Consider the following 25,447-nt stretch of genomic DNA (forward strand, 5'->3'; position numbering starts at 1 on the left):
AACTTTTCCTGCTAGTAGGGGCTAAATCTATTTATGCAAATGTATTCTGGCTATTTACAATATTTTTCGATAAGTGTATCTACATTCTGATCGCCTAACTCTTTTGCTTTCTTAAAGTCAATACAAGCATCATCAGTCTTTTTCAATTGTACCTTACAAAGTCCACGCAAACGATATGCTTCTGCATATTTTGGATCTTCATTTATGACTTTATCTAATATCTGTATTGCTTCATCATAACGCCCTACACGCAGATTAACCACAGCATGTTCAGTTTGATAATTTAAGTCTTTCGGACTCAGTTCAATTGCTTTTGCAATATCGTCCAATGCACGTTGATATTGACGGGACTTCAAAGCTGCTTGCTCACGATAATAATAGAAAACATCATTAACATTCCCATTCACTGCCTTAAAATACTCGTCATAATCCAAAAGTGCTTTTCTGGGCTCTTCTGCATTCATATTCATTTGAGCACGTTCCAAAACATAAGGAGCATAATCAGCGGTAAGTGGTTTAGGGCAACGGATAACACAACTATCCATTAACGCCAAGACTTCTTTCGGATCAGCTTTCATTAACTCTTTTGTTTTAGCAGCATTAAAATATGTAGCAGGTGAAGCAAGATTGCTGGCATTTACTTTTTCATAGCTAGCCAACGCACCGGCATAGTCTTGCTTAGCAAAAAGAATATCCCCCTCCAACTGTGTATAAACAGGTTGAGGATCTAATTCTATTGCTTTACGAACATTAGCCAATGCAGTATCATAAGTCCAATCTTTATAAGTCTTTTCAGGCTTTTCTAACTGATAGGCATACATAATTTTAGCAATGCTATAATATGCATCTTCCTTTTTCTGAGCAATCTTCAACGCTTGCTGTAAGTCAACTGCCGCTTTATCAAGCATTGTTTCATCACCTTTGGCATTGGCTATATTATAACCAGCACGACGATAATAACCTTCAGTATTGTCAGGGAACTGTGTGATGAATTCATCCAATACTTTTAAGTATTCTTCTCCAGGCAATTGAGTCGCAGTCATATAGAGATAAACCAATGCTTGTTCTTCCTCTTCAGGAAGGCCTTTCCGGATACCAATACTTCTCAAAGTTGCATCCCCTAATGAGAGAGCACTCATCTTCTGAGACATAGCAAATGCTACTCCCACAGCATAACAAGTATTTACTGAATCAGCACTGGAAGACTTCTGCGAGATTCCGAAAACCTGTCCTTCCGAATTCATTACCGGACAACTAACCATTTTATCCTTCATCGGCATACCCAATTTATAATAATGGTATTCACCTGCTATTTTGGATACATCTTTTACTTTACCAGATTCACAAGCTATACTCTTCTGCGTAGAATAAGGTAACATCCATGCAGCAGATTCGACTGCCGGAATAGTAGTAGCCAATGCCAATGCCGGAACTTTTTTCTCAGTGATTGCAACGCGGAACTTAATAATATCGTACATATCATTAGCTCCCAAAATAACATTTACCGGCATTTCTTTTCCATCCGAAGTAATGATCACTGCACGTTGAGCTCCTTTAAAAAGGGTATAATCTGAAAGAGCCAATCCATCTTCGGAAACAAAAAATCCATTTCCGGTATTTAGCATCTTATCATTCTTGTCGTAAGTCACTATAGAAAAGACTGCACGTTTTGCCTTCTCCACCCATTTCGGAGTTACTTGCGCCATACTTCCCTGAACCAGGCAAACGAGCAATAAAGGTAGGATTAAAATCTTCTTCATATCAGTCGTTATTTCTTTGTTTTACAGCTTCATATATAAGTATTCCGGCAGCTACGGAAACGTTCAGTGATTCGATCGTTCCTAACATTGGAATTTTTACCCATTCGTCACAAAGTGCCAGGTTATCATAAGAGACTCCTGTATCTTCTGCACCCATGATGATACAAAGCGGACCTGTGTAGTTAGCTTTCGAATAATCATAATCACCTTTTTCAGTGGCTGCTACAATACGAAATCCACTATCTTTCAGATATTGTAAAGTATTCCGGAGACTTTGTTCGCGACAAACAGGTAAAGTATGCAACGCCCCTGCAGATGTCTTCATCGCGTCAGCATTCACTGACACACTGCCACGTGTCGGTATAATTACTGCATCTACAGCAGCACATTCACAAGTACGGGCAATCGCACCAAAATTACGGACATCGGTCACACCGTCCAGCATCACGAAATAAGGATTTTTGCCTTGTTCGAACAAGAACGGAACCAAATCTTCGGTTTTTTGATAGGTTACAGAAGAAATGAAAGCGATTACTCCCTGATGATTCTTCCGGGTAATACGATTGATACGTTCTACCGGTACACGTTGTACAGGTATCAACGTTCCTTTCAAGGCTGTAAAAAGTTCCTTGGAAAGATCGCTTTGGATATCCTTCTTTACCAGAATCTTATCGATCTCTTTCCCCGCCTGAATAGCTTCTATCACGGCACGAACACCAAAAATCATTTCACTTTTATCGAGCATGCTGTCTATTTACTTATTACTTATTATTGGTTATTTCTATTTAATTACGTAAAAGGGATTTAGCATTACTAAGTGCTGCTTCTGTCAATGTAGCACCACTCAGCATATGAGCAATCTCTTCTACCCTTTCTTCATTAGTCAGACGACGGATATGACTGTTTGTCTCCGTATCGCTGTCTTTCTTATATACTTTATAATGAGCACGACCACGAGCAGCAATTTGCGGCAAGTGAGTTATGCTGATAACCTGCCGGTTAGAATTTCCCATTTCCTGCATCATGTCTGCCATACGATCGGCAATCTCACCGGAAACCCCGGTATCTATCTCATCAAATACAATAGTAGGAAGTTTCACCGCACCGGCAATCATTGCTTTTATGGAAAGCATGACACGAGCTATTTCCCCTCCTGAAGCTACAGACGAAATACTTTGCAACATTCCATTCTTATTCGCGGAAAACAAGAAATTGACCGTATCCTCTCCTTGCATTCCGGGTTCTTTCTTCAATCCCATTTCCACTTGAAAGCGAACATTTGGCATTCCCAATGGAACCAGACGGGCAGCAAGTTGTTTTTCCACTTCACGAGCAGCAGTAACACGTGCTTTAGTCAGTACTTCGGCCTGTTTTTTTACCTTTTTAAATTGTGCTTCCTTACGTATGGTCAATTCGGCAATTCGTTCGTCATAGGAAGTTATTGCAGAGAGTTTATTCCGATATTCATTTGTCAAAGTGATCAATTCTTCTACAGTCTGCACCCGGTGCTTCTGTTGCAATGAATAGATCAGATTCAAGCGATCGTTTACTTCGTCCAATCTGGCAGGATTAAATTCTACAGATTCTCCTTGTGAAGAAACTTCCTGCGAAATATCCTTTAATTCAATGTATGTACTTTCTACTCGTTGAGCTAGTTCTCCAGCCGGCTGATACACTTTTTGAAGATTATTCAGCGTATTCAGACTATCTTTCAGATAAGAAAGCAACCCACCTTCATCAGATGCAAAAGTTTGCTCAACTCGGTATAATCCAGCCTTAATTTCTTCAGCATGGCTCAATGTTTCCGCTTCTTGCTCTAATTCTTCCTGTTCACCTTCGGATAAATGGGCTTCCTCCAATTGTTCCAATTGGAAACGAATATAATCTTCATCTGCCCTGCTCTGCTCTGCTAATGTCACTAATTCTGATAATTCATGTTCTATCTGACGCCATTCATTGTATAATGAACAGTACTCCTCCAATGCTACATCATTATGCGCAAGAATATCAAGTACATTTAATTGAAAACCTTCTTTGTTAAGTAATAGATTCTGATGTTGTGAATGAACATCAATCAACTGTTCACCTAACTCCTTCACCTGAACCAACGAGGCAGGCGTATCGTTGATAAAAGCACGACTCTTTCCGGACGACTGCACTTCACGCCGAAGTATGCACTCTGTATCATATTCAAGTTCATTTTCTTCAAAAAACGGGCGCATATTATAAGCAGAAATGTCAAAACGTGCTTCTATTATGCACTTTGAAGCTCCTTGACGAATAGCTTTCACATCGGCACGCTGACCAAGCAGCAGACCGATAGCTCCCAGGATAATTGATTTACCAGCTCCCGTTTCCCCCGTAATAACGGAGAAACCTGTTTCAAAACTGATATCCAGTTTTTCTATTAACGCGTAATTCTGAATGTATAATGAACGTAACACTTTCTTCGAATTATGAATTGTTATTTATGAATTTGGAGATAGTGATAACACTAAACGATCGACGATATCCCGTGCAACCTCTGTTTTAGGTTTTAACGGATAATCGGTACGACCCTTCGGGTCAATGATACTAATTTTATTTGTATCATGACGAAAGCCAGCTCCCGCATCGTTAAGAGAATTCAAGACTATAAAGTCAAAATTCTTACGTTCGAGTTTACCTTCGGCATTCTGTTGCTCGTTGTTGGTTTCGAGAGCAAACCCTATTAATAACTGCCCCTTTTGCTTGAGGGATCCTAAATTAGCTGCAATATCTTGCGTAGCCCGAAGTTGTAAAGTCAGTTCTTCTTCTTTTTCCCGCTTGATTTTCTTATCGGCTACTGTCTCCGGACGGAAATCGGCTACTGCCGCACTAAGAATTCCTGCATCGGAATCCGGATAATACATTTGTGCAACTGCAAACATTTCCTGAGCTGATTCTACATCAATGCGGTAAATATGTGAATGCTGAGTTTTCAACTGAACAGGTCCGGCAATCAATGTAACTTTAGCCCCACGTCGGGCACATTCCTCTGCCAAAGCAAATCCCATTTTTCCTGAAGAATAATTACCAATAAAACGAACCGGATCAATCTTCTCATAAGTAGGTCCAGCTGTTATCATGATTTTCTTTCCCTGTAAATCTGAATTTGTAGAGAAGAATTCATCCAATACACGAACGATATTTTCCGGCTCCTCCATACGTCCTTTGCCTACCAAATGACTGGCAAGTTCACCTGTCACCGGTTCGATAATATGATTACCATAGGAACGCAATATATCCAAATTCTTTTGGGTAGAAGGATGGGCATACATATCAAGATCCATAGCCGGAGCTACAAATACCGGAGCTTTTGCAGAAAGATAAGTGGTAATCAGCATGTTATCTGCTATCCCATTAGCCATTTTTCCAATAGTGGAAGCTGTAGCAGGAGCAATCAACATAGCATCCGCCCATAATCCTAAATCAACATGGCTATTCCAAGTTCCATCCCGTTGAGCAAAAAACTCACTAATAACAGGTTTGCTGGTCAGCGCCGAAAGAGTAATAGGTGTAATAAATTCTTTTCCCGCCGGAGTAATAACAACCTGTACCTCTGCTCCACACTTTATCAATCCACGAATAATATAACAGGCTTTGTAAGCCGCAATGCTTCCGGTAATTCCAAGAACTATTTTTTTTCCTTTCAACATTATTTTGTAATCAGGTTACTCATTTCACGCAAACGAATTTTAGTTAGTACTGCTTTCGTATTCAACGTGAAATCACTATTTAAAATCCAACTGTAATATCCAGGATCTTTCCTCAATACTTCAGCAACGGACATACCTTTATATTTCCCAAAGTTAAATACTTCAACCCCGTTATCGTCATATACCATTCGTCCGGCAAAATCTACATTCTTAGTATAACTTGAATAGTCAGCTAAAAAGGCAATGTCATTCTGAAGTTCCGAATAACGATCGAGTTGTGCTTTTAACACTTCGTAAGTAGCACGCGTATCGGCTTCGGCAGTATGTGCATCTTCCAGATTCTGCTCACAATAGAATTTATAAGCAGCGGAAAGAGTACGTTGCTCCATCTTATGAAATATAACTTGCACATCAACAAATTTGCGCTTAGTCATATCAATATCTACTCCTGCACGAAGGAATTCTTCAGCCAGTACCGGAATATCAAAACGATTGGAATTGAATCCAGCCAAGTCACACCCTTCAATGTCCTTGGCTATATTTTTTGCTACTTCTTTGAAAGTCGGACAATCTACTACATCAGCATCAAATATACCATGTATAGCAGATGATGCTTCCGGAATGTGCATTTCGGGATTGATACGTATAGTTTTTGACTCTTCATTCCCGTTAGGATAAACTTTTAAATAACAGATTTCAACAATTCTATCTGTATTTATATTAGTTCCGGTTGTCTCTAAATCAAAGAAAACAATAGGATTTTTCAGGTTTAATTTCATTTCAATTAATCATTTAGCATCATCGGCATCAACAACATCAGCAAGTCTTCATTCTCTTCTTGTTCTACCGGAATAATAACTCCGGCACGTGACGGATCTGCAAGTTCAATAATAACTTCTTCTGCTGATATATTATTCAAAATATCAATCAGGAAAGTAGATTTGAATCCTATACTCATCGGAGCTCCTGCATATTGGCAAACTTGTGTCTCTTCTGCAGAAGTAGAAAAGTCAATATCCTGTGCAGAAATCACAATCTGGTTTTCTTGCATACGCAACTTGATCAAGCTACTTGCCTGCGAAGAGAAAATAGATACACGACGCAAAGCTCCGATCAATTGCTGGCGGTCTACCGTTACTTTATGCGGATTGTTTTGAGGAATAACCGAATTGTAATTCGGATAACGGCCTTCAATCAACCGACAAACCATACGGTATCTTTCAAGCATAAATACAGCGTTACGTTCATCAAACTCGATAGTGACTGTTCCCTGTTCTTTCGGAAGTAGGTTTTTGAGCAATGTAGCCGGTTTCTTCGGTAATATGAAAGCAGCACGTTCATTGCCTTTAGCAGCCAATGTCTTGCAACGTACGAGTTTATGACCATCCGAAGCAACCATTGTAATATCTTCTGTTGTAATATCGAAATAAATACCATTCATTACCGGACGAAGTTCGTCGTCGGCTGTAGCAAATACAGAACGGTTGATACCACCCAATAATATATCTGCTTCCATTTCTACTCGGACTGCGTTATCTCCCAATGTTGCCGATTGTGGGAATTCATCCGCATTCTGCCCCATCAGGCTATATTTTCCGTTTTGATACTGCACTGTGATTTCAAAAGTAGTCGGATTAACTTCAAATGTCAGTGGTTGTTCAGGAATTTCTTTCAGCGCATCAAGCAATGTTTTTGCCACTACGGCAAAACGTCCGTTTGCATCGCTATCATTCACTTCTACTGTGGTTACCATAGTTGTCTCACTGTCAGAAACAGTCACAGACAATGTTCCATCTTCCAATTCGAAAAGGAAACAATCGAGAATAGGCAGCGCATTCTTAGAGTTAATTACGCGGCTGATAGCCTGTAAATGGCTGGAAAGAGCAGTACTTGAAACGATAAATTTCATATATTTTCGTGTATTTAAGTTTTTATTGTTCTAACGCACAAAGTTAGAAAAAAAGATTCATGTCGCCCAATAAAACAAAAGAAAAAACAAGTTTTATGTACCGGATATTCCTAAAAAATCGTAACTTCGCCCCAGAATTTAAATTTATCGCAATGGAATTTACAGGAAAAATTATCGCTATCCTCTCTCCAAGAGGTGGAGTTTCAAAGACTAGCGGAAACGAGTGGAAATCACAAGAGTATGTAATTGAAAATCATGACCAATATCCGCGTAAAATGTGTTTTGACGTGTTTGGCGCAGACAAAATCGAGCAGTTCAATATTCAGATGGGCGAAGAACTGACCGTATCATTCGATGTTGATGCCCGTCAATGGCAAGATAGATGGTTCAACAGTATTCGTGCATGGAAAGTTGAACGCGTTAGCGCAGGTACAGCTATGGAACCGGGAGTTCCTGTTCCCCCTCCAGCACCATCTGCAACTCCGGATTTCACGACAGGAGATGCTAAAGATGATCTGCCATTCTAAATATAAGACTCATTTTAGGAATTTATATATAAAAGCTTCCAGCATTATTTTGTTGGAAGTTTTTTTTTATATCCACTATATTGCTTTTGTTGAATCTTTATTATATATTACAAAATCAGCAGTTGAACTCTGATTCACATTATATACTAATTGGGGTATTTATTTAATTATTCAGTTTTATACTTTAATACAATATTAGGATAAATGACTCCATCCGCACAGGTAAACTGAACAAAAATCACAAAATTACGAAAGAAATCAGAGTTACGGGAGAAAAAATCCGGAACAAAACGATAATTTTTTCCTGATTGATCGAGTAATTGTCCAAAATCTGCCATTAACATAAAATGATATGAATCGGACAAACTTCCTGTTCCTGCGCGATAAACTAATGCTCCATCCAAAACTTCTCCTTTATCCAGTTGTCCGATGTAACGGGAGAGACTATCTCCATCAGGAGCAAACAACAAACGTCCATTATAGAATGTAGCATAAACGTGTAATGGAGACTCTGAGAAACCTGTCAATTGAGAAAATAATGTTGTAAGTGGCAATTTATAGACCGGATAAGCTTTATCTGGAGTATAATAAAAAGAGATGCGGGAATTTCTTCGTTCTCCCTCTTCCAATGGAGCTGCTTCTACAAAGGAACGTAGCATCCTTTCTGCTTCCAGTGCATCGGTTATGGAAAGCGCCATGACAGCAGCAGGTCCTAATAAAGAATCTTCACGTTGAAAAAGGAAAGCGACCAAATCCTGACCGGTATTCTCTATTAGATAACGGGATAGTTCTTTATCACGATCAAGTATCTCTCTGGTCCGGGTAGCAACAGCAAGCGCCTGTCGTTCACCATAAGCTAATAAGGATGCCCAATCTGTAACACCCTGTCTACTGAGATAAAATGTAGTAGATGGCAATGCATCTCCTGCAAATCCCTTAACAGCTTCCTGCTGACGAAGTGCATTAATAAATGTAAAGCATGAATCTACATCATGACTAACACCTGAAAAATAAATAAAATCGTCTTTTAACTTCATATCAAACTCCGTCCATCCAATCATTCCGTCCAAACGGGCATAAATAGTAGCTGTAGAGGTAGTTTTTCTCGGGCCGTTTACTTCGATAAAAGTAGAATCAGAAGCTATAGAGTTACCAGTTTTACGGGTATCAATAACTTCTTCAATAAGTTTTTTTTGATAACTGAGAGCTAGAAAGTCTGGCGTCAAATAACAAGCCAGAAAGTCGCCATCAGACATTGGATATATATAAATATCTTCGCCTTTATATTTAAATATTTTAAATGGATAGGCAGCGGAAAGATGTTTCTGAACAAACCTATCTACCAGCTTCCGGTCACCATCTCCTAAACGACAATAAAGGATCTGATTATGGTCGTTATCCGGTTCATGAAAACTAATCAACAATCGATTCATCTGTCGGCTTAATCCATGTGGAGCATCCTCTTGAAGAGAATAAAGATAATCCTTCAAGGAGGAAAAGAGTTTGGATACATGCAAATATTGATGATTCTTACTGCAAGTCAATTCTTCGATTTCTGCCACCAATTCGGCAGCATTGTCCGTTACAAAAACAGCCGTAGCATTGGATGGAACTAAAGTATATAGGTCAAAGTCTTTCCGTACATCAGCAGCCGACAACTTGAAATAGGAGTACAAAGCGAATCCTGTACACAAAAGTAGCACAGAAGAAGTGATTGCAATTTTCACAATTGTACTAAGTTTCATAATATTCGTTGTTTATCGGCTAGGGGCAAAAATAATAATTTCTACAAAGAAAACAAAACTTTTGCTAAAAAAATCCACTCGCAATCAAAGATAGATTTCCTGTCCGTCAAACGCTAGGTGAATATTTTCAGGAAGTTCCTTCTCTACTTTCGCATGTAACCCCATGTCATGGCTCATATGTATGAAGTAAGTTTCCTTTGCCCGAATACGCTTTGCAGCAATCAACGCCTGCTCTAAATTTTGGTGAGTAGGATGTGAGGCTATACGAAGCGCGTTCATTACCAAAACATCTACTCCCGCTAATTGTTCATAAGATTCTTCGGGCATAGTTAGCATATCAGTGACATATCCTACTCGTCCGATACGATAACCCAGAATCGGTAAACGTCCATGCATAACGCGCAACGGAAGTATCTCTGTTTCATTTAACATAAAAGCTTGTCCGGCAACAACTTCTTGTAGAGGAATATTAGGGACTCCAGGATAATTATGATCTACAAAACAATAAGGCATACGGGAACGTAATCCATCCGCCACATACTTCTCAGCATAGATAGGCACAGCGCCAAATCGGCAGAATGGGCGCAAATCATCTAATCCACCGACATGATCATAATGTTCGTGAGTAATAAGTACTCCATCAATTTTTTCAAAAGGCTGATGCAATAATTGAACTCTAAAATCGGGACCACAATCAATGAGTATACGCGCATCATCTGTTTCTATGATAGCAGATGCGCGCAAGCGATTATCTTTCGGATCAACGGAAGTACAAACCGAACATTTACAACCAATTTGAGGAACTCCAGTCGATGTTCCACTTCCAAGTATTCTTATTTTCATTTTTTAATGAAGAATTGATAATGGACAATTTTCAAGTAACATTAGCATATACTTATTTTCCATTCTTAATTATCAATTATATAAACTTCAGGATGAATATCGATTCCAAACTTCTCGCGGACAGAGATACGTACTGCATCCGAAAGTGCAATAATATCACTCCCTTTTGCTCCTCCACGATTTACCAATACTAACGCCTGTTTATCATGAACTGCTGCTGGTCCCAACGATTTTCCTTTCCAGCCACACTGATCAATCATCCACCCAGCCGGAATCTTCACCTGTCCGTCATTCAGTTCATAATAGGGTATTCGTGGATATTCTTGTTGCAAAGTCTCCAGTTTCTCTCTCGAGAGGATAGGATTCATAAAAAAACTTCCTGCATTTCCCATCACTTTCGGATCAGGAAGCTTGCTTTCCCGAATATCTATAATTACTTTACGAACTATATCCAACGTCATTTTTGGATATTTCTCCAATTCCTGACGAATGGTCCCATAGTCTAATGTAAATTTCTCTTTCTTACTAAGACGAAAACAAACATACGTCACAAAAACAGTTCTGTTTTCCGGACGTTTAAAGATACTGTTGCGATAGGAATATTCGCATTCACCTACTGTATAAACACGCTCTTCACCACGAAAGTTCACTGTTTCCACCGCAGTAATCAAATCCTTGACTTCAACACCATAGGCTCCAATATTCTGCACAGCACTTGCTCCTACTTCACCAGGAATGAGAGAAAGATTTTCGACTCCATACCATCCGCTTCTTACACAATAAGCCACGAAATCATCCCAGACTACACCAGCCCCAACTCTCAAAGATACAGATTGTTCCGTCTCTTCGGTCACCTCTATACCGCCAATACAGGAATGCAGAACCAGCCCATCATAGTCTTTAGTAAATAACAAGTTACTACCACCTCCAATATGCAAAAAAGGTGTCGTAATGGCACCTTGCGCTATTTGCTGCTTCAGTTCTTCGACCGAAGCATATTCTAAAAAACGAGTGGCATTTACATCTATGCCAAATGTATTGTGAGACAAAAGAGAAAACATAACTAATTCTTTTTTAACCAATATGCCAGTATCCTATCATTGTAGGTAATGCGCCATTCAATGGACCATTCATCCATCAGCATATTGAAACATTATTATATACTTGTATCTTCAAACTTATACAATTCCCACTCCCCTCCTTTCCGACGAAAATACAGGAGATTGGAAAAACCGTTTCCGATACCTTTCAATGCAAGAATCTTCGTTGATGAATTATCATCATTCCGTTGACCATAATTAATATTTGATAGACGATCGGTTGGTAATACCGGTTTAAAGGCAAACCATTGATTCCGGTCAATCGTTGTTTCCAAAATAGAAAAGTCATCATCCGGATCTGATGTTACAAAAGCAAGCGGATTCTGCACACGTTGGCTCTGAAAAAGACTATCGGATGCAAAACGGCTGAAAAATTCTACAAAATCTTCATTATCATTCTTTTCAATAGGACGCAGGTTGATAGCCTCTAAAATCCACGCTCCTTTAATACGCTCAAAATAATATCTCTTCATCATTCGTTTTTTCACAAATATCCACTCTACTTGTACCGAAGTAAGAGAGGTATCACCTACAAGATCCATGTCTTCTTCTTTATCAAACAGGAGCGTATAATAATGCTGTTTGGTAAATAAATCATCATGCTTCCAAAAACGTTTCTCAATAGAGACCTTCTCATCTCCTTTATAATAAGGCAATGGAAATCTCACACGCTGAAACTGTAAAGTATCATCGGAGGCAAAATTGTAGATAAAATCGTCGAAAGATTCATCCGCTTCTGTCGGTTTTGGTTCTTCCGGCAATTTCACCTGAGGGATAGAATCCTCCTTATGTAGGACAGAATCCACCTCATTAGTAATAGATGCAAAAGGGTCGATGTTCGTTTTTTTGTTTCCACAAGAAACTAAAGCTACGAGCACCGCAACCCCCGCAATTAATTTTTTCATTATTTTAGTTTAGCTCTTAATTTCTCAAGCATATCCACCGTCATACTTTCCAAATCATAAGCTGGCTTCCACCCCCACTCATTCCGAGCGCAGGTATCATCCAAACTGTCCGGCCAACTATCGGCTATGCGTTGTTTCAAAGGGTCGATATTATAAACCATCTCGAATTCCAGCACATGCTTTTTAATAGCTTGGAAAATAGTTTCCGGTCCAAAGCTCATGGCAGCGATATTGAAAGCATTGCGATGTATCAATTTTGCCGGATCTGCCTCCATCAACATGATAGCTGCATTCAATGCATCCGGCATATACATCATATCCATTAATGTGCCTTCCTTAACAGGACACACAAATTTTTCACCTTTTACGGCTGAGTAATAGATATCAACGGCGTAATCGGTCGTACCTCCTCCCGGAGGAGTCACGTTCGAAATGATGCCCGGGAAACGGACAGCACGCGTATCGACACCATATTTATTAAAATAATAATCACTTAACAATTCAGTAGTCACTTTGGTTACGCCATACATTGTACGCGGACGTTGTATAGTATCCTGTGGAGTCTTTGTATGAGGTGTACTTGAACCGAACGAACCAATAGAACTTGGTGTAAAAACTGCACAACCTTGTTCACGCGCTACTTCCAGAACATTCCATAATCCATCGATACCTATTTTCCAGGCCAATTTAGGTTTTGATTCGGCTACCACCGAAAGTAGTGCCGCTAAATTGTAAATAGTATCAATATGGTATTCTCTTACCACCGATTCTATCATCGCTCCGTCTGTCACGTCTACAATAGCCGACGGTCCTGACTCTTTTAATTCCCCCTTAGGTTCAGCACCAAGGATATAACCAGCTACAACGTTTTGGTTTCCGTAACGTTTACGTAGCTCCATCGTCAGCTCGGATCCGATCTGTCCGGTAGCTCCAATTATCAAAATGTGTTTCATTTTTTCTTCTTACTAAAGATATTAAGCTAAATGGTGCGCAAAGTAAGCACTTTTTTTCATATTTTCGTCAAAAAGACATTGTTATTCCAAGAAAAATAGTGTCCTTTGTATCATAACTTAATCACTCAAACACTATGTACGGTAAAATGCAAGAATATCTCAGCCAGACATTGGCTGAAATCAAAGAAGCCGGTCTTTATAAAGAAGAACGACTGATCGAAAGTGCACAACAGGCTGCCATTACTGTAAAAGGTAAAGAAGTTCTGAATTTCTGTGCCAATAACTATCTGGGGCTATCTAATCATCCTCGCTTGATTAAAGCAGCTCAGGAAATGATGGATCGTCGCGGATATGGTATGTCATCTGTTCGCTTCATTTGCGGAACTCAGGATATACACAAAGAATTAGAGGCTGCGATCACAGAATATTTCCAAACCGAAGATACAATTCTGTATGCTGCTTGCTTCGATGCTAATGGCGGTGTGTTCGAACCACTTTTTACTGAAGAGGACGCCATTATTTCAGACTCTTTAAATCATGCTTCTATTATTGATGGTGTACGTCTTTGTAAAGCAAAACGTTATCGTTACGCCAATGCCAATATGGATGAACTGGAAAAATGCCTGCAAGAGGCACAAGTTCAGCGTTTCCGTATCGTGGTAACAGATGGTGTATTCTCTATGGATGGAAATGTGGCACCAATGGACAAGATTTGTGATTTGGCAGAAAAGTACAACGCCCTAGTAATGGTTGATGAGTCTCATTCTGCAGGTGTGGTAGGTGTTACCGGTCATGGTGTAAGCGAGTTATATAAAACTCACGGACGCGTAGACATTTATACCGGTACGCTGGGTAAAGCTTTCGGCGGTGCATTGGGAGGATTTACTACCGGACGTAAAGAAATCATTGACTTATTGCGCCAACGTAGCCGTCCTTACCTGTTCTCTAATTCATTGGCTCCGGGTATTATCGGTGCAAGTCTTGAAGTATTCAAGATGTTGAAAGAAAGTAATGCACTTCACGATAAACTGGTAGACAATGTGAATTATTTCCGCGACAAGATGACTGCTGCCGGATTCGACATTAAGCCAACTCAAAGTGCAATCTGTGCTGTCATGTTATATGATGCTAAATTATCACAGATTTATGCAGCACGTATGCAGGAAGAAGGCATTTATGTAACTGGTTTCTACTATCCGGTTGTTCCGAAAGATCAAGCACGTATCCGCGTTCAGATTTCTGCTGGACACGAAAAAGAACATCTTGATAAATGTATAGCCGCCTTTATTAAAGTAGGTAAAGAGCTCGGAGTATTGAAATAAAAACATTATTATATCTTCCATTGTTATTATTATATATCTTACTTAGATTGCGACAATAACAATGGAAGAATTTTTATATCATCATGGAAGAATTAACACTAACTACACCTGCACTACTTTTCTCAGCTGTTTCGCTGATTTTATTGGCTTATACCAATCGTTTCTTATCCTATGCACAACTAGTGCGTCAGTTACGGGATCGTTACGTTGAAAATCCTTCTGATATCACTGTTGCACAAATAGAGAATCTACGGAAAAGGTTAAACCTGACCCGAACCATGCAGGGCCTAGGTATAGCAAGTCTATTTCTCTGTGTGGTTAGTATGTTCCTAGTCTATATCGGATTGCAATTATTATCCGCTTATGTATTTGGAGTAGCTTTGATTTTGCTTATCGGTTCGTTAGGTGTTTCCTTTCGTGAAATACAAATCTCTACCCGATCACTGGAGATATATCTGGGGACGATGGAGAAAGGTCGTTATAAATCACCCGACAAGGCAGAATAAGGATCAAACGACTACCTTTTCTCTGCTCAGATTGTAGCAAAGGAGTCGTTACTTGAGCTAATGAAGATAGTGCATAGCAACATAGTATTAACCAAAAGAAATAAAGATTTGCCCATGTTTATTTATACATTTAAATGATGTCAAGGGGGAAAAAACAAGAACCAACAAAGTAAAAAAGCTACTCGGATAATCCAAATAGCTTTTTATTCTATATCAACTTATTACTGAATCTCATTTACGTTGTCCAAGTTGTGAATCAATAATGAAAATACCAGTTTCACCCGCTTTCTTCAATTTTTCAACAATTTCCGATGCAGTAGCTTCTTCTTCAACCTGTTCACGAACAAACCCCCATAAGAAATCTTGTGTCGCCTTATCTTTTTCAGCTGCAGCAATATCTACCAAGCTATCAATCAATTTAGAAACATGGCATTCATGCTTATAAACATGTTCAAATACTTCCAAAGGAGTGCCCCAACCGTTAGGTACTACATCAATCTTATCTACTTTAGCAGTTCCACCTCTCTTGACAATATAGTCAGCCATTGTACAGGCATGTTGCATTTCTTCGAAATACTGTTTTTTCATCCAACTAGCAAAACCAGCGAAACCTTCCTTTTCAAAGTAAAAAGACATCGCCAAATACAGGTTTGCAGACCACATCTCAGCCGTAATCTGCTCGTTAATTGCATTTTGTAATTTTTCCGAAATCATAATCGTATTTTTTATAAAGTTGTTAATGTAACTTCGTTTTAATTTTATTACAAATATAACAAGATTTCAGGCCAAATTGTTTTAACTCCCTTGATTTTTTAAACTACATTCACATTTTATTTACACAAGTTCGTCAGATGTATACCCTTTCGGAAGTTCACGACAATTATAACCAGATGCCATGATTTCACCGTAAGCACCTGCAGAACGGAGAGCAATCAAATCTCCACGCTTCACTTTATTCAGGTCTATTGCTTTACCGAAAACATCCGACGATTCACAAATAGGTCCTACTACATCATAGGCTTCTATCGGTCCTTCTGAAGTAATGTTTTCCATTTTGTGATAAGCCTGATACAGAGCCGGGCGAATCAAATCTGTCATACCTGCATCAAGAATAGCGAATTGTTTTTTGTTTCCTTGCTTCACATATAGCACTTTGGATATCAATGAGCCGCATTGCCCCACTACGGAACGTCCTAACTCAAAATGCAAAGTTTGATAAGGACGTAATTTTAACTGTCCGGCATAGGTGGCAAAATATGCTTTGAAATCAGGAATCGCCTGACGGTTAGGATGGGCATAATCGATTCCCAATCCACCACCGACATTGATATGTTCAACTAATATACGACGAGATTCGAGTTTATCCTGTAATTCATTAACACGATTACAGAGAGCAACAAAGTCACCCATATCTAATATCTGAGAGCCAATATGAAAGTGAAGGCCGATAAACTTCACATTCTTCAAATCCTGTGCTACATCAATTACTTTATCCATATCCTGCATACTGATACCGAATTTGTTTTCCGCAAGCCCGGTAGCAATATTAGCATGAGTATGTGCGCCCACATCAGGATTGATACGGAAAGCAACATTAGCTACTTTATTTTGAACAGCCGCTAATTCATTAATTATCTCCAATTCAGGAATAGATTCTACATTGAAACAAAAAATGTCATATTCCAATCCGAGATTGATTTCCCAATCCGACTTACCTACTCCGGCAAAAACAACCTTGTTAGCTGGAAATCCGGCACGAATAGCAGCACGCACCTCTCCTCCACTCACACAATCAGCTCCTAATCCGCTTTCACGAATAATAGTAAGTACTTTCGGATTTGCATTAGCTTTCACCGCATAATGAACAGAGTAATTAGGATATTTGGCAATCTCCTGATTAATAGTAAAAAGTGTATCACGCAGTACCTTGGTATCATAATAATAAAAAGGTGTTTGCAAAGTACGGAATTTATCAATCGGAAATATTCCTTTCATAATTAAATACTTGTTTAGTTAGTTAAAAAAGAGCGCTTTTATCAAAATCGGTAAAAGCGCTCAATATTTTCTTTGTGGAATTATTTATTGTTGAAAAGCATATCGCTCAGCGATTGTAATGCTACATTCTTATCACATTCCCGGATGAGGAAAGATATATTGTAATTACTTCCTCCGAATGAAATCATTCGTACCGGAATATCTCGCATCGCATCGAGTGCCTTTGCTTCAAAACCAATATTTTCCCATTCCAAATCACCTACTACGCAGATAATACACATATCTTTGTCTACAGTAACTGTACCGTATTTCTTCAGGTCATCCAGAATCTCATTCAGATGCTTCGTATTATCAATCGTTACAGACACTCCTACTTCTGAAGTACAAATCATATCTATAGAAGTCTGATAGCTTTCAAAAATTTCGAATACTTTACGCAAAAAACCATGAGCAAGCAACATACGACTTGACTTGATTTTGATAGCTGTAATATTATCTTTGGCAGCAACCGCTTTGATCTTACCTTTCTCTGTATCATTAGAAATCAGTGTACCCGGAGCTTTCGGATCCATAGTATTCAACAGACGCACAGGGATATTTGCATATTTAGCAGGCTGGATACAAGTAGGATGCAGAATTTTAGCACCAAAATAAGCTAATTCGGCAGCTTCTTCAAAATGCAACTGACGAACCGGAGCTGTCTTATCAACGATACGAGGATCGTTGTTGTGCATACCGTCGATATCCGTCCAAATCTGGATTTCGGTAGCATTCACTGCAGCACCGATCAAAGATGCCGTATAATCACTACCTCCACGCTGTAAGTTATCAATCTCACCGTAAGCATTCCGACAAATGAACCCTTGAGTAATGTAGATTTCAGCATCCGGATAAAGTTCAAGTTGTGCTTGCAATTTGTCCTTGATATAACCCGGATCCGGTTCTGCATTCTTGTCAGTACGCATAAATTCCAAAGCCGGAAGCAATATAGACTTCACACCGCATTCCTGCAGATAGAAGTTTACCATTGCTGTAGAAATCAGCTCTCCTTGTGCCAATACCACTTTCTCTTCGAACAAAGTAAAAAGGTCTTTGGTATAGGAGCGGATGTAGTCGAAATGGGACTTGATGACTTCCAGACCTTTCTGTTTATACTCCTGAGTAGCGTAAAGTTCATCAATATGCTGTTTGTATTTACCTTCCAGCTTATTGATAATCTCGTTGGCACCCTCCGGATTCTTCTTATACAGATAGTCCGAAATTTCCACCAATGTGTTCGTTGTTCCTGACATAGCAGAAAGAACAACAATCTTCTGTTCACCATCGGTAATCAATTTGGCTACTTCCTTCATCCGCTGAGCAGAACCTACGGAAGTTCCTCCAAACTTTAAAACTTTCATTTTCGTTACTGTTTTAATTATCTATATTTAAATCTATTTCTATTGCTCTCTGCCGGGATTTATATTCATCGGTAATATCAGTGATATGATGATCAACACAACGATATACTCTACCGGGATATTCTTTCAGCAATTGAAGGTTGTGTGTGGTCATCACAACTGATGAACCGGACTCACAAATATTGTGCAATAACTCCACAATTGCCTTACCTGTATCCACATCCAAATTTCCGGTCGGTTCGTCTGCCAGGATGATTTCCGGAGAATTAAGTACGGCACGAGCTATCACAATGCGTTGTTGCTCACCACCGGAAAGCTCGTTCGGATACTTATATCCTTTGTTAGACATTCCTACCAATTGGAGTACTTCTTCAATACGTTCTTTCATTTCCTGCTTGTTCTGCCAGCCAGTAGCCCGAAGTACAAATTCCAGATTATTATAAACTGTACGGTCTGTCAGTAGTTGGAAATCCTGAAACACAATTCCCAGTTTACGACGCAATTGTGGTATATGTTTCCGTTTGATGGTTCGCATATTATAACCCAATACTTCCGCTTCGCCATTAATTACGTCCAATTCGCCATATAAGGTTTTGAGCAAACTCGTTTTTCCAGAGCCTACTTTTCCTATCAGGTAGACGAACTCTCCCTTGTGCAGTTCCAGATTAACACCACTCAACACACAGAGTTCCTGCTGATGAATTTCTACATCCTTATATTGAATTAATGTTTCTTCCATGTACTGCTATGTCTTTCCTGCAATTCACGAGCAAGATCTTCGATGCGGTAACCTTTTGATGTTAATAATACAATCAAGTGATAAATCAGGTCGGAACCTTCGTAAATCAAACGATCATCTGTGCCATTTGTTGCTTCAATTACTGTTTCTACGGCTTCTTCACCGACTTTCTGAGCAATCTTATTAATACCGGATTCAAACAGACTGGTAGTGTAAGAGCCTTCCGGCATTTCTTCGTGACGCTTGTCAATAAAATCTTGCAGAAGTTTCAAAAACATAACCGGTTCTTCATTCTTTTCGCCCCAGCAAGTATCTGCACCAGTGTGGCAAACCGGTCCTACGGGATTCACCTGAATCAACAATGTATCATTATCACAATCGGCTTTGATAGAAACGACATTCAGAAAGTTACCACTTTCTTCTCCTTTTGTCCACAAACGATTTTTAGTGCGGCTAAAAAAAGTAACTTTTCCGGTTTCTACTGTTTTATCATACGCTTCTTTATTCATAAAGCCTAACATCAACACTTTACGTGTTTCATTATCTTGTATGATAGCCGGAACAAGTCCGCTCATTTTATCAAAATCCAATTCCATCATTCTATTTTTTTAGTTTACTATTTACAATTTACAAACTAAACAGTCCGCATTGGTATATTCTGTGCACAAAGATACGATTTTAATTCGGGAATTTTAATTTCTCCGAAATGAAAAACACTGGCAGCCAATGCCGCATCTGCTTTTCCGAGTAAGAAAGCATCACGAAAGTGTTCTTTTTGACCTGCACCACCGGAAGCAATCACAGGAATCGAAAGTTGTTCGGCCAAAGCAGCGAGTGCTTCGTTGGCATAACCGGTCTTCACACCGTCATGATTCATGCTTGTAAACAGGATTTCTCCTGCACCACGATCCTGAGCTTCTTTCGTCCATATCATCAATTCCTTATCTGTCTCGATACGTCCACCATTCAAGTAACACTTCCAACCATTTTCAGTCTGTTTGGCATCTACTGCCAATACACAAACCTGCGAACCAAAATGTTTAGCAATCTCGTCAATCAACTGTGGATTACGGATAGCCGAAGAATTAATAGAAATCTTATCCGCTCCGGCATTCAGCAAACGGTCTACATCACTCAATTCATTGATTCCACCGCCTACTGTAAAAGGTATATTAATATTAGCTGCAATTCGTTTTACCAATTCCGCAAAAGTTTTACGTCCTTCGTGACTGGCTGTAATATCCAAAAAAACAAGCTCATCAGCTCCTTGTTCGCTGTAAGCACGTCCCAGTTCTACCGGATCACCAGCCTGACGCAGATTGACAAAATTTGTACCTTTTACGGTTTGCCCGTCTTTTATATCCAGGCAAGGTATAATTCTTTTCGCTAACACAATCCTATTTTATTTACTATTTAACAATTTATTATCGATATTCGGGAAGCTTTTATTCTTCTTATTCCAAAAAAGGACGCAAATCTTTCAAAGTCAGACATCCTTCATAAAGCGCTTTACCAAAAATCACTCCGGGAACTCCGGCCTCATTCAAAGATATAATATCATCGATGTTACTTACTCCTCCACTTGCCATCAAATAAAGATTAGGAAATTTCTTCAACATTTCTTTATATAGATCAATAGAAGGTCCTTTCAGCATTCCGTCACAACTAATATCCGTACAAATCACTTTCTCAATGCCTTTATTTATATAATCTTCCAAGAATGGAAAAAGTTCGCAGGCACTTTCGTCTTTCCAGCCATTAACGGCTATCTTACGATCTTTTACATCTGCTCCTAAGATAATTTTCTCACTTCCATAGATATCTAACCAATGACAGAAAAGCCCAGGATCTTTCACAGCAATGCTGCCTCCTGTCACCATTTGTGCACCACTTTCAAATGCAATCTTCAAATCTTCGTCGCTTTTTACTCCTCCGCCGAAGTCGATCACTAAAGAAGTACGTGTAGCTATCTGTTCCAATACCCGATGATTGACTACATGATGAGAAGCAGCTCCGTCCAGATCGACTACATGCAATCTGCAAACTCCATTCGCTTCAAATTCTTTAGCTACCTCCACAGGACTTTCATTATAGACTTTCTTACTGTCATAGTCTCCCTGGGAAAGGCGAACACACTTTCCGTCAATTATATCAATGGCTGGAATTATCTCTATCATCAGACTATTTAGATTTTTAGTTATTCATTTTTAACAGTCTCTCTTCCTCATTCTACAACCCCTAAAAAGTTTATTATAAACGATGAGAGAGTTTATTATAAACTATAGTGGAGTTTATTATAAACGGCAACATAGTTTATTATAGATCCAAAAAGTTCCGCAGAATCTTCTCTCCGGTCTTTCCACTTTTCTCCGGATGGAATTGAGTTGCATAAAAATTGTCTTTATGCAGAGCAGCACTAAACGGATCAATATAATTTGTTTCAGCAGCAGTAAAGTCACATACCGGAACATAGAAACTATGCACAAAATAGACAAACTCTTCTTCGGTGAATCCTTCAAACAGTTTACTATTTACCTTACCAATCGTATTCCATCCCATGTGCGGAACTTTGTCCTCATGTTTCTTCGGTATAAAACGTTTCACGTCCACATCAAAGATATTCAGACAATCGACTCCTCCCTCTTCGGAATAATGACACATCAACTGCATCCCCAGACAAATGCCGAATACCGGCTGATGAAGATTTCGAATCAATTCATCTAATCCGGTCGCCTTCAAGTGGTTCATAGTAGTCTCCGCCTCTCCTACTCCGGGAAAAATAACTTTATCGGCAGATAGAAGTTCTTCTTTATCGGCCGTAATCACCGCCTCAACGCCCAAACGCTTCAATGCATAATCCACCGAACGAATATTTCCGGCATTGTATTTTACGACTGCTATCTTCATTAGCTAAATATTACTGTTTTATTTTTATAAGCTAAGACTTTTCGTTCAATGTGCTTTTGCACCGCACGTGAAAGAACGATTTTTTCCAAGTCTTTTCCTTTATTTACTAAGTCTTCTACAGAATCTTTGTGAGTGATACGCACTACATCCTGTTCGATGATTGGGCCTGCATCTAATTCTGTTGTTACATAATGACTGGTTGCCCCGATAATCTTCACTCCTCTTTCAAAAGCGGCATGATAGGGTTTAGCTCCAACAAACGCCGGAAGGAAAGAGTGATGGATATTAATAATCTTATTGGGATATGCATTAATCATCTGTTCAGAGATAACCTGCATATATCGTGCCAAAACGATGAAAGTAATATTATGTTTAGCCAAAAGCTCAAGTTCTTTACGCTCCTGTTCTTCCTTTGTCTCTTTTGTGATAGGGAACAAATGGAAAGGAATACCGAAGCGTTCGGCTACATGTTGCAAGTCGGGATGGTTACTTATTATAAGAGGTATTTCCACATTCCATTCTCCTGCCGTATAACGAGCGAGCATATCAAAAAGACAATGAGACATTTTCGAAACGAAAATAGCCATACGTGGTTTCACATCCGAGAAATAAAGACGGAAATCCATTTCGTATTTTTGCGCATAAAGTGTTCTAAAGTAATCTTCAATCTTTTCCTGCGGAACCAGAAAGTCCCTTAATTCCCATTCTATACGCATGAAAAATATGTTTTCTACATGGTCTACGTATTGGTCCAGATAGATAATATTTCCTTTGTTTACCGTAATAAAGTCTGTCACTTCCGCTAGAATTCCCGGTTTATCAGGACAGTGCAATAACAGTTTGGCTGTAGTCATCATTCTTTTTACAAATTTACGATTCCAGGGGGAAATTCTTCCACCTCTCTAATTTTAGAGCGCAAAAATAACGATTTATTGCAAAATTACGAATTATTCAAGCAGAAAGTTTACATAAAAACGATGATTTCTTACAGATAGAAAGATATTGGAAGCGATTTCTTATGTAAGACAGATGAATATTAAAAAGATAACATCGTTCCACGCTGATGATGTAATGCCACTATCAAAATAATGTAATCTTACCGATGGAATAGTGCAATCATAATAACAGACTTATGTAATCCTAATCAGTACGAATAAAAAAACAATATTTTTTTTATTTTGAAAGTACTCAAAATGAGACACTAAGCTTTTTAGCTGCTTTTTATTGAAAAAAAAGTTTCTTCAAACACTTGCAGATTTACAAAAAACAACTACCTTTGCACCCGCAATCGAGAGAGATGCAGATTAACAAAATGAAATTCTGGTGCGTTAGTTCAGTTGGTTAGAATACATGCCTGTCACGCATGGGGTCACGGGTTCGAGTCCCGTACGCACCGCTTCTTTCAATAGAGACGAAAAAAAATAAAAGTTAATTTAAATAAAATTCTGGTGCGTTAGTTCAGTTGGTTAGAATACATGCCTGTCACGCATGGGGTCACGGGTTCGAGTCCCGTACGCACCGCTTCTTTCAATAGAGACGAAAAAAAATAAAAGTTAATTTAAATAAAATTCTGGTGCGTTAGTTCAGTTGGTTAGAATACATGCCTGTCACGCATGGGGTCACGGGTTCGAGTCCCGTACGCACCGCGAAAGCAAATAGCAAATTAAAGCAAAGCTCTGAAATTCAAGGATTTCAGGGCTTTTTCTTTTTCCTGATTCGGCAAAAAATAGCGGTTTAAAGCAGTTCTCACGTGGCTTATTCGTGGGACTTTTTGAAAACTGTTTTTGCTCCCACGAATTGACGCGTTTGTCTTTGATTGTCAGTTTTTTGCGTAGCTGGTTTTTGAGTGTAGTAAACTAATCTTGTACCACTTTAAAATCAAAAAATTATGGGAGCAGTGAAAAGAAACACACTAAGCGTATTGTTCATTATCAAGAAAGCAAAACTTCTGAAAAACGGTGAAGCTCCTATTTGTATGCGCATCACCGTAAACAAACGAATAGCCGAAGTTATGATTAAACGGAGCATTCCCGTTGATTTATGGAATCAGAAAAAGGAATGTTCCAAAGGAAAAGACCGTGTAGCCACCGAACTGAACCACTACATTAATACGGTTCGTGCCAAAATATTGCAGATACACCGTGAACTGGAGATAGACAACAAACCGATTACAGCCGATATAATAAAGGATTGTTTCTACGGACGGGACAAGGTACAGCGCAGCTTGCTAGAAATGTATGCAGAGCATAACGAGAAATGCCGTGCCCTGATTGGCAAAGAATATACGGAAAGCACCATTACCAAGTTTGATACTTCCATAAACCGACTGAAAGAATATATCCGTACTTGTTACCACTGTGATGATATAATGCTGGCAGAACTGGACGGGTAATTTATCCGTGATTTTGATTTTTGGCTGAAAACGGATAAGCATTGCCCAAACAACTCTACATTGAAACATTTGAAGAACTTGAAAAAAGTTGTTCGTATTGCTTTGGCTAACGAGTGGATAAAGAAAAACCCGTTTTACGGCATCCACTTCAAGCAGGAGGAAGTAAATGTAGAGTTCCTTTCACGTGAGGAACTGGATATTCTAATGAACAAGGAATTTGCTATCAAACGGTTGGAACAGGTAAGGGATATTTTTGTCTTTTGCTGTTTTACCGCACTTGCTTTCGTTGATGTGCAGCAATTAAGTCGTGAACACCTAATTAAAGACAACAACGGTGCATTGTGGATACGCAAGGCACGTCAGAAAACCAACCAGATGTGTAACATTCTGGTTTTATCTATTCCCCAAAAGATATTGAGGAAATACGAAGATAATGCAGAGTGTATAAAGAAAGGTGTGCTTTTACCCGTAATCAGTAATCAGCACATGAATGCCTACTTGAAAGAAATCGCTGATTTATGCGGCATTACCAAACGCTTAACTACACATGTAGCACGCCATACGGCGGCTACTGTAGTTTTTCTCGCCAATGATGTATCAATGGAAAATGTATCTAAGATTTTGGGACATTCCAATATAAGAATGACACAGCACTATGCAAAGGTTTTGGATAGCTCTATTATACGTGATATGGCAAATGTAGAGAGAAATTTTCTTATAAAATAGAGAATGAGGGCAATCAATAGCTATATGCCATGCTATTGATT

General features: G+C 39.1%; 23 protein-coding genes, 3 tRNA genes and 1 pseudogene. 7 read left to right on the forward strand and 20 right to left on the reverse strand.

The features are described 5' to 3' along the window. Positions 1-50 precede the first annotated feature (50 nt). The 6 genes from EJF25_RS16035 to dnaN are packed head-to-tail and all read right to left on the reverse strand — an operon-like array spanning position 51 to position 7,346. A complete protein-coding gene (locus EJF25_RS16035; RefSeq protein ID WP_125041937.1) occupies positions 51-1,760 on the reverse strand; it encodes a serine protease in 1,710 nt (569 codons plus the stop codon). 1 nt (position 1,761) lies between these two features. Next, positions 1,762-2,505 (reverse strand): 23S rRNA (guanosine(2251)-2'-O)-methyltransferase RlmB, encoded by a 744-nt coding sequence (gene rlmB, locus EJF25_RS16040; protein ID WP_125041938.1) that lies wholly within the window; start codon positions 2,503-2,505, stop codon positions 1,762-1,764. 40 nt (positions 2,506-2,545) lie between these two features. Continuing rightward, positions 2,546-4,204: a DNA repair protein RecN gene (gene recN / locus EJF25_RS16045; RefSeq protein WP_125041939.1), complete on the reverse strand. Its 1,659-nt coding sequence runs from the start codon at positions 4,202-4,204 to the stop codon at positions 2,546-2,548. A 24-nt stretch (positions 4,205-4,228) separates the two neighbouring features. After that, the gene (gene coaBC, locus EJF25_RS16050) at positions 4,229-5,437 is read right to left on the reverse strand and encodes a bifunctional phosphopantothenoylcysteine decarboxylase/phosphopantothenate--cysteine ligase CoaBC (protein ID WP_125041940.1); all 1,209 of its coding nucleotides are present in this window, start codon (positions 5,435-5,437) and stop codon (positions 4,229-4,231) included. Beyond that, entirely contained in the window at positions 5,437-6,216 is a 780-nt protein-coding gene (locus EJF25_RS16055; RefSeq protein WP_125041941.1) for a 3'-5' exonuclease, read from the reverse strand. The genes coaBC and EJF25_RS16055 overlap by 1 nt, the downstream gene beginning before the upstream one ends. A gap of 5 nt (positions 6,217-6,221) precedes the next feature. Then, on the reverse strand, positions 6,222-7,346 hold the full coding sequence (gene dnaN, locus EJF25_RS16060) for a DNA polymerase III subunit beta (protein ID WP_125041942.1): 1,125 nt from the start codon (positions 7,344-7,346) through the stop codon (positions 6,222-6,224). 152 nt (positions 7,347-7,498) lie between these two features. Here dnaN and EJF25_RS16065 point away from each other — a divergent pair, with 152 nt between their 5' ends. Next, positions 7,499-7,873, forward strand: a complete 375-nt coding sequence (locus EJF25_RS16065) for a DUF3127 domain-containing protein (protein WP_125042017.1) — start codon at positions 7,499-7,501, stop codon at positions 7,871-7,873. A 167-nt stretch (positions 7,874-8,040) separates the two neighbouring features. Here the strand turns inward: EJF25_RS16065 and EJF25_RS16070 are convergent, their stop codons facing one another. From EJF25_RS16070 to EJF25_RS16090, 5 genes are all read right to left on the reverse strand, one after another. Then, on the reverse strand, positions 8,041-9,618 hold the full coding sequence (locus EJF25_RS16070) for a DUF3352 domain-containing protein (protein WP_125041943.1): 1,578 nt from the start codon (positions 9,616-9,618) through the stop codon (positions 8,041-8,043). Between the two features lie 84 nt (positions 9,619-9,702). Then, on the reverse strand, positions 9,703-10,461 hold the full coding sequence (locus EJF25_RS16075) for an MBL fold metallo-hydrolase (RefSeq protein WP_125041944.1): 759 nt from the start codon (positions 10,459-10,461) through the stop codon (positions 9,703-9,705). Between the two features lie 65 nt (positions 10,462-10,526). Further along, complete coding sequence (gene murB / locus EJF25_RS16080) at positions 10,527-11,522, reverse strand: UDP-N-acetylmuramate dehydrogenase (RefSeq protein WP_125041945.1); 996 nt, start codon at positions 11,520-11,522, stop codon at positions 10,527-10,529. 95 nt (positions 11,523-11,617) lie between these two features. After that, the gene (locus EJF25_RS16085) at positions 11,618-12,466 is read right to left on the reverse strand and encodes a DUF4348 domain-containing protein (RefSeq protein ID WP_125041946.1); all 849 of its coding nucleotides are present in this window, start codon (positions 12,464-12,466) and stop codon (positions 11,618-11,620) included. After that, positions 12,466-13,419 carry an NAD-dependent epimerase/dehydratase family protein gene (locus EJF25_RS16090; RefSeq protein ID WP_125041947.1) on the reverse strand — a complete coding sequence of 318 codons (954 nt, stop codon included), beginning with the start codon at positions 13,417-13,419 and terminating at the stop codon, positions 12,466-12,468. Before EJF25_RS16090 ends, EJF25_RS16085 begins: the two co-directional genes overlap by 1 nt. 134 nt (positions 13,420-13,553) lie before the next feature. On the opposite strand from EJF25_RS16090, the gene kbl reads away from it, so the two are divergent. Together kbl and EJF25_RS16100 are read left to right on the forward strand one after the other, a co-directional pair. Then, the gene (gene kbl, locus EJF25_RS16095) at positions 13,554-14,741 is read left to right on the forward strand and encodes a glycine C-acetyltransferase (RefSeq protein WP_125041948.1); all 1,188 of its coding nucleotides are present in this window, start codon (positions 13,554-13,556) and stop codon (positions 14,739-14,741) included. A gap of 83 nt (positions 14,742-14,824) precedes the next feature. Continuing rightward, complete coding sequence (locus EJF25_RS16100; protein ID WP_125041949.1) at positions 14,825-15,247, forward strand: DUF2721 domain-containing protein; 423 nt, start codon at positions 14,825-14,827, stop codon at positions 15,245-15,247. Positions 15,248-15,478: 231 nt separating this feature from the next. Here the strand turns inward: EJF25_RS16100 and EJF25_RS16105 are convergent, their stop codons facing one another. From EJF25_RS16105 to purU, 9 genes are all read right to left on the reverse strand, one after another. Next, positions 15,479-15,961 carry a ferritin gene (locus EJF25_RS16105; RefSeq protein WP_125041950.1) on the reverse strand — a complete coding sequence of 161 codons (483 nt, stop codon included), beginning with the start codon at positions 15,959-15,961 and terminating at the stop codon, positions 15,479-15,481. A 120-nt stretch (positions 15,962-16,081) separates the two neighbouring features. Then, positions 16,082-17,242: a diaminopimelate decarboxylase gene (gene lysA, locus EJF25_RS16110; RefSeq protein WP_125041951.1), complete on the reverse strand. Its 1,161-nt coding sequence runs from the start codon at positions 17,240-17,242 to the stop codon at positions 16,082-16,084. A gap of 80 nt (positions 17,243-17,322) precedes the next feature. Further along, positions 17,323-18,642, reverse strand: coding sequence for an aspartate kinase (locus EJF25_RS16115; RefSeq protein WP_125041952.1), 1,320 nt, complete (start codon positions 18,640-18,642; stop codon positions 17,323-17,325). A gap of 13 nt (positions 18,643-18,655) precedes the next feature. Then, positions 18,656-19,381, reverse strand: coding sequence for a cell division ATP-binding protein FtsE (locus EJF25_RS16120; RefSeq protein ID WP_125041953.1), 726 nt, complete (start codon positions 19,379-19,381; stop codon positions 18,656-18,658). After that, positions 19,366-19,977: a bifunctional phosphoribosyl-AMP cyclohydrolase/phosphoribosyl-ATP diphosphatase HisIE gene (gene hisIE / locus EJF25_RS16125; protein WP_125042018.1), complete on the reverse strand. Its 612-nt coding sequence runs from the start codon at positions 19,975-19,977 to the stop codon at positions 19,366-19,368. The genes EJF25_RS16120 and hisIE overlap by 16 nt, the downstream gene beginning before the upstream one ends. Before the next feature lie 38 nt (positions 19,978-20,015). Then, the gene (gene hisF, locus EJF25_RS16130; protein ID WP_125041954.1) at positions 20,016-20,774 is read right to left on the reverse strand and encodes an imidazole glycerol phosphate synthase subunit HisF; all 759 of its coding nucleotides are present in this window, start codon (positions 20,772-20,774) and stop codon (positions 20,016-20,018) included. A gap of 61 nt (positions 20,775-20,835) precedes the next feature. Then, positions 20,836-21,558: a 1-(5-phosphoribosyl)-5-[(5-phosphoribosylamino)methylideneamino]imidazole-4-carboxamide isomerase gene (gene hisA, locus EJF25_RS16135; protein WP_125041955.1), complete on the reverse strand. Its 723-nt coding sequence runs from the start codon at positions 21,556-21,558 to the stop codon at positions 20,836-20,838. 139 nt (positions 21,559-21,697) lie between these two features. Then, positions 21,698-22,288, reverse strand: a complete 591-nt coding sequence (gene hisH, locus EJF25_RS16140) for an imidazole glycerol phosphate synthase subunit HisH (protein ID WP_125041956.1) — start codon at positions 22,286-22,288, stop codon at positions 21,698-21,700. Next, positions 22,288-23,145, reverse strand: coding sequence for a formyltetrahydrofolate deformylase (purU, locus tag EJF25_RS16145; protein ID WP_125041957.1), 858 nt, complete (start codon positions 23,143-23,145; stop codon positions 22,288-22,290). Before purU ends, hisH begins: the two co-directional genes overlap by 1 nt. A gap of 465 nt (positions 23,146-23,610) precedes the next feature. Between purU and EJF25_RS16150 the strand changes: the two genes are divergently transcribed. The 4 genes and pseudogenes from EJF25_RS16150 to EJF25_RS16165 all read left to right on the forward strand — a co-directional run bounded on the left by EJF25_RS16150 (position 23,611) and on the right by EJF25_RS16165 (position 25,406). Then, positions 23,611-23,684, forward strand: a tRNA-Asp gene (locus EJF25_RS16150). Between the two features lie 51 nt (positions 23,685-23,735). Then, positions 23,736-23,809: transfer RNA gene (locus EJF25_RS16155), tRNA-Asp, on the forward strand. A 51-nt stretch (positions 23,810-23,860) separates the two neighbouring features. Further along, positions 23,861-23,934, forward strand: a tRNA-Asp gene (locus EJF25_RS16160). Between the two features lie 242 nt (positions 23,935-24,176). Beyond that, positions 24,177-25,406, forward strand: a pseudogene (locus EJF25_RS16165) (site-specific integrase). The last annotated feature ends 41 nt before the right edge of the window (positions 25,407-25,447 follow it).

This window comes from Bacteroides faecalis (genome assembly GCF_003865075.1).
Classification (GTDB): Bacteria; Bacteroidota; Bacteroidia; order Bacteroidales; family Bacteroidaceae; genus Bacteroides; species Bacteroides faecalis.

Excerpts from the sequence above, each read along its gene's own strand:
- EJF25_RS16035 (WP_125041937.1), bottom strand. The coding sequence starts at position 1,760 with ATGAAGAAGATTTTAATCCTACCTTTATTGCTCGTTTGCCTGGTTCAG.
- rlmB (WP_125041938.1), bottom strand. The coding sequence starts at position 2,505 with ATGCTCGATAAAAGTGAAATGATTTTTGGTGTTCGTGCCGTGATAGAA.
- coaBC (WP_125041940.1), bottom strand. The coding sequence starts at position 5,437 with ATGTTGAAAGGAAAAAAAATAGTTCTTGGAATTACCGGAAGCATTGCG.
- EJF25_RS16055 (WP_125041941.1), bottom strand. The coding sequence starts at position 6,216 with ATGAAATTAAACCTGAAAAATCCTATTGTTTTCTTTGATTTAGAGACA.
- dnaN (WP_125041942.1), bottom strand. The coding sequence starts at position 7,346 with ATGAAATTTATCGTTTCAAGTACTGCTCTTTCCAGCCATTTACAGGCT.
- EJF25_RS16065 (WP_125042017.1), top strand. The coding sequence starts at position 7,499 with ATGGAATTTACAGGAAAAATTATCGCTATCCTCTCTCCAAGAGGTGGA.
- EJF25_RS16070 (WP_125041943.1), bottom strand. The coding sequence starts at position 9,618 with ATGAAACTTAGTACAATTGTGAAAATTGCAATCACTTCTTCTGTGCTA.
- EJF25_RS16075 (WP_125041944.1), bottom strand. The coding sequence starts at position 10,461 with ATGAAAATAAGAATACTTGGAAGTGGAACATCGACTGGAGTTCCTCAA.
- murB (WP_125041945.1), bottom strand. The coding sequence starts at position 11,522 with ATGTTTTCTCTTTTGTCTCACAATACATTTGGCATAGATGTAAATGCC.
- EJF25_RS16085 (WP_125041946.1), bottom strand. The coding sequence starts at position 12,466 with ATGAAAAAATTAATTGCGGGGGTTGCGGTGCTCGTAGCTTTAGTTTCT.
- EJF25_RS16090 (WP_125041947.1), bottom strand. The coding sequence starts at position 13,419 with ATGAAACACATTTTGATAATTGGAGCTACCGGACAGATCGGATCCGAG.
- kbl (WP_125041948.1), top strand. The coding sequence starts at position 13,554 with ATGTACGGTAAAATGCAAGAATATCTCAGCCAGACATTGGCTGAAATC.
- EJF25_RS16100 (WP_125041949.1), top strand. The coding sequence starts at position 14,825 with ATGGAAGAATTAACACTAACTACACCTGCACTACTTTTCTCAGCTGTT.
- EJF25_RS16105 (WP_125041950.1), bottom strand. The coding sequence starts at position 15,961 with ATGATTTCGGAAAAATTACAAAATGCAATTAACGAGCAGATTACGGCT.
- lysA (WP_125041951.1), bottom strand. The coding sequence starts at position 17,242 with ATGAAAGGAATATTTCCGATTGATAAATTCCGTACTTTGCAAACACCT.
- EJF25_RS16115 (WP_125041952.1), bottom strand. The coding sequence starts at position 18,642 with ATGAAAGTTTTAAAGTTTGGAGGAACTTCCGTAGGTTCTGCTCAGCGG.
- EJF25_RS16120 (WP_125041953.1), bottom strand. The coding sequence starts at position 19,381 with ATGGAAGAAACATTAATTCAATATAAGGATGTAGAAATTCATCAGCAG.
- hisIE (WP_125042018.1), bottom strand. The coding sequence starts at position 19,977 with ATGGAATTGGATTTTGATAAAATGAGCGGACTTGTTCCGGCTATCATA.
- hisA (WP_125041955.1), bottom strand. The coding sequence starts at position 21,558 with ATGATAGAGATAATTCCAGCCATTGATATAATTGACGGAAAGTGTGTT.
- hisH (WP_125041956.1), bottom strand. The coding sequence starts at position 22,288 with ATGAAGATAGCAGTCGTAAAATACAATGCCGGAAATATTCGTTCGGTG.
- purU (WP_125041957.1), bottom strand. The coding sequence starts at position 23,145 with ATGATGACTACAGCCAAACTGTTATTGCACTGTCCTGATAAACCGGGA.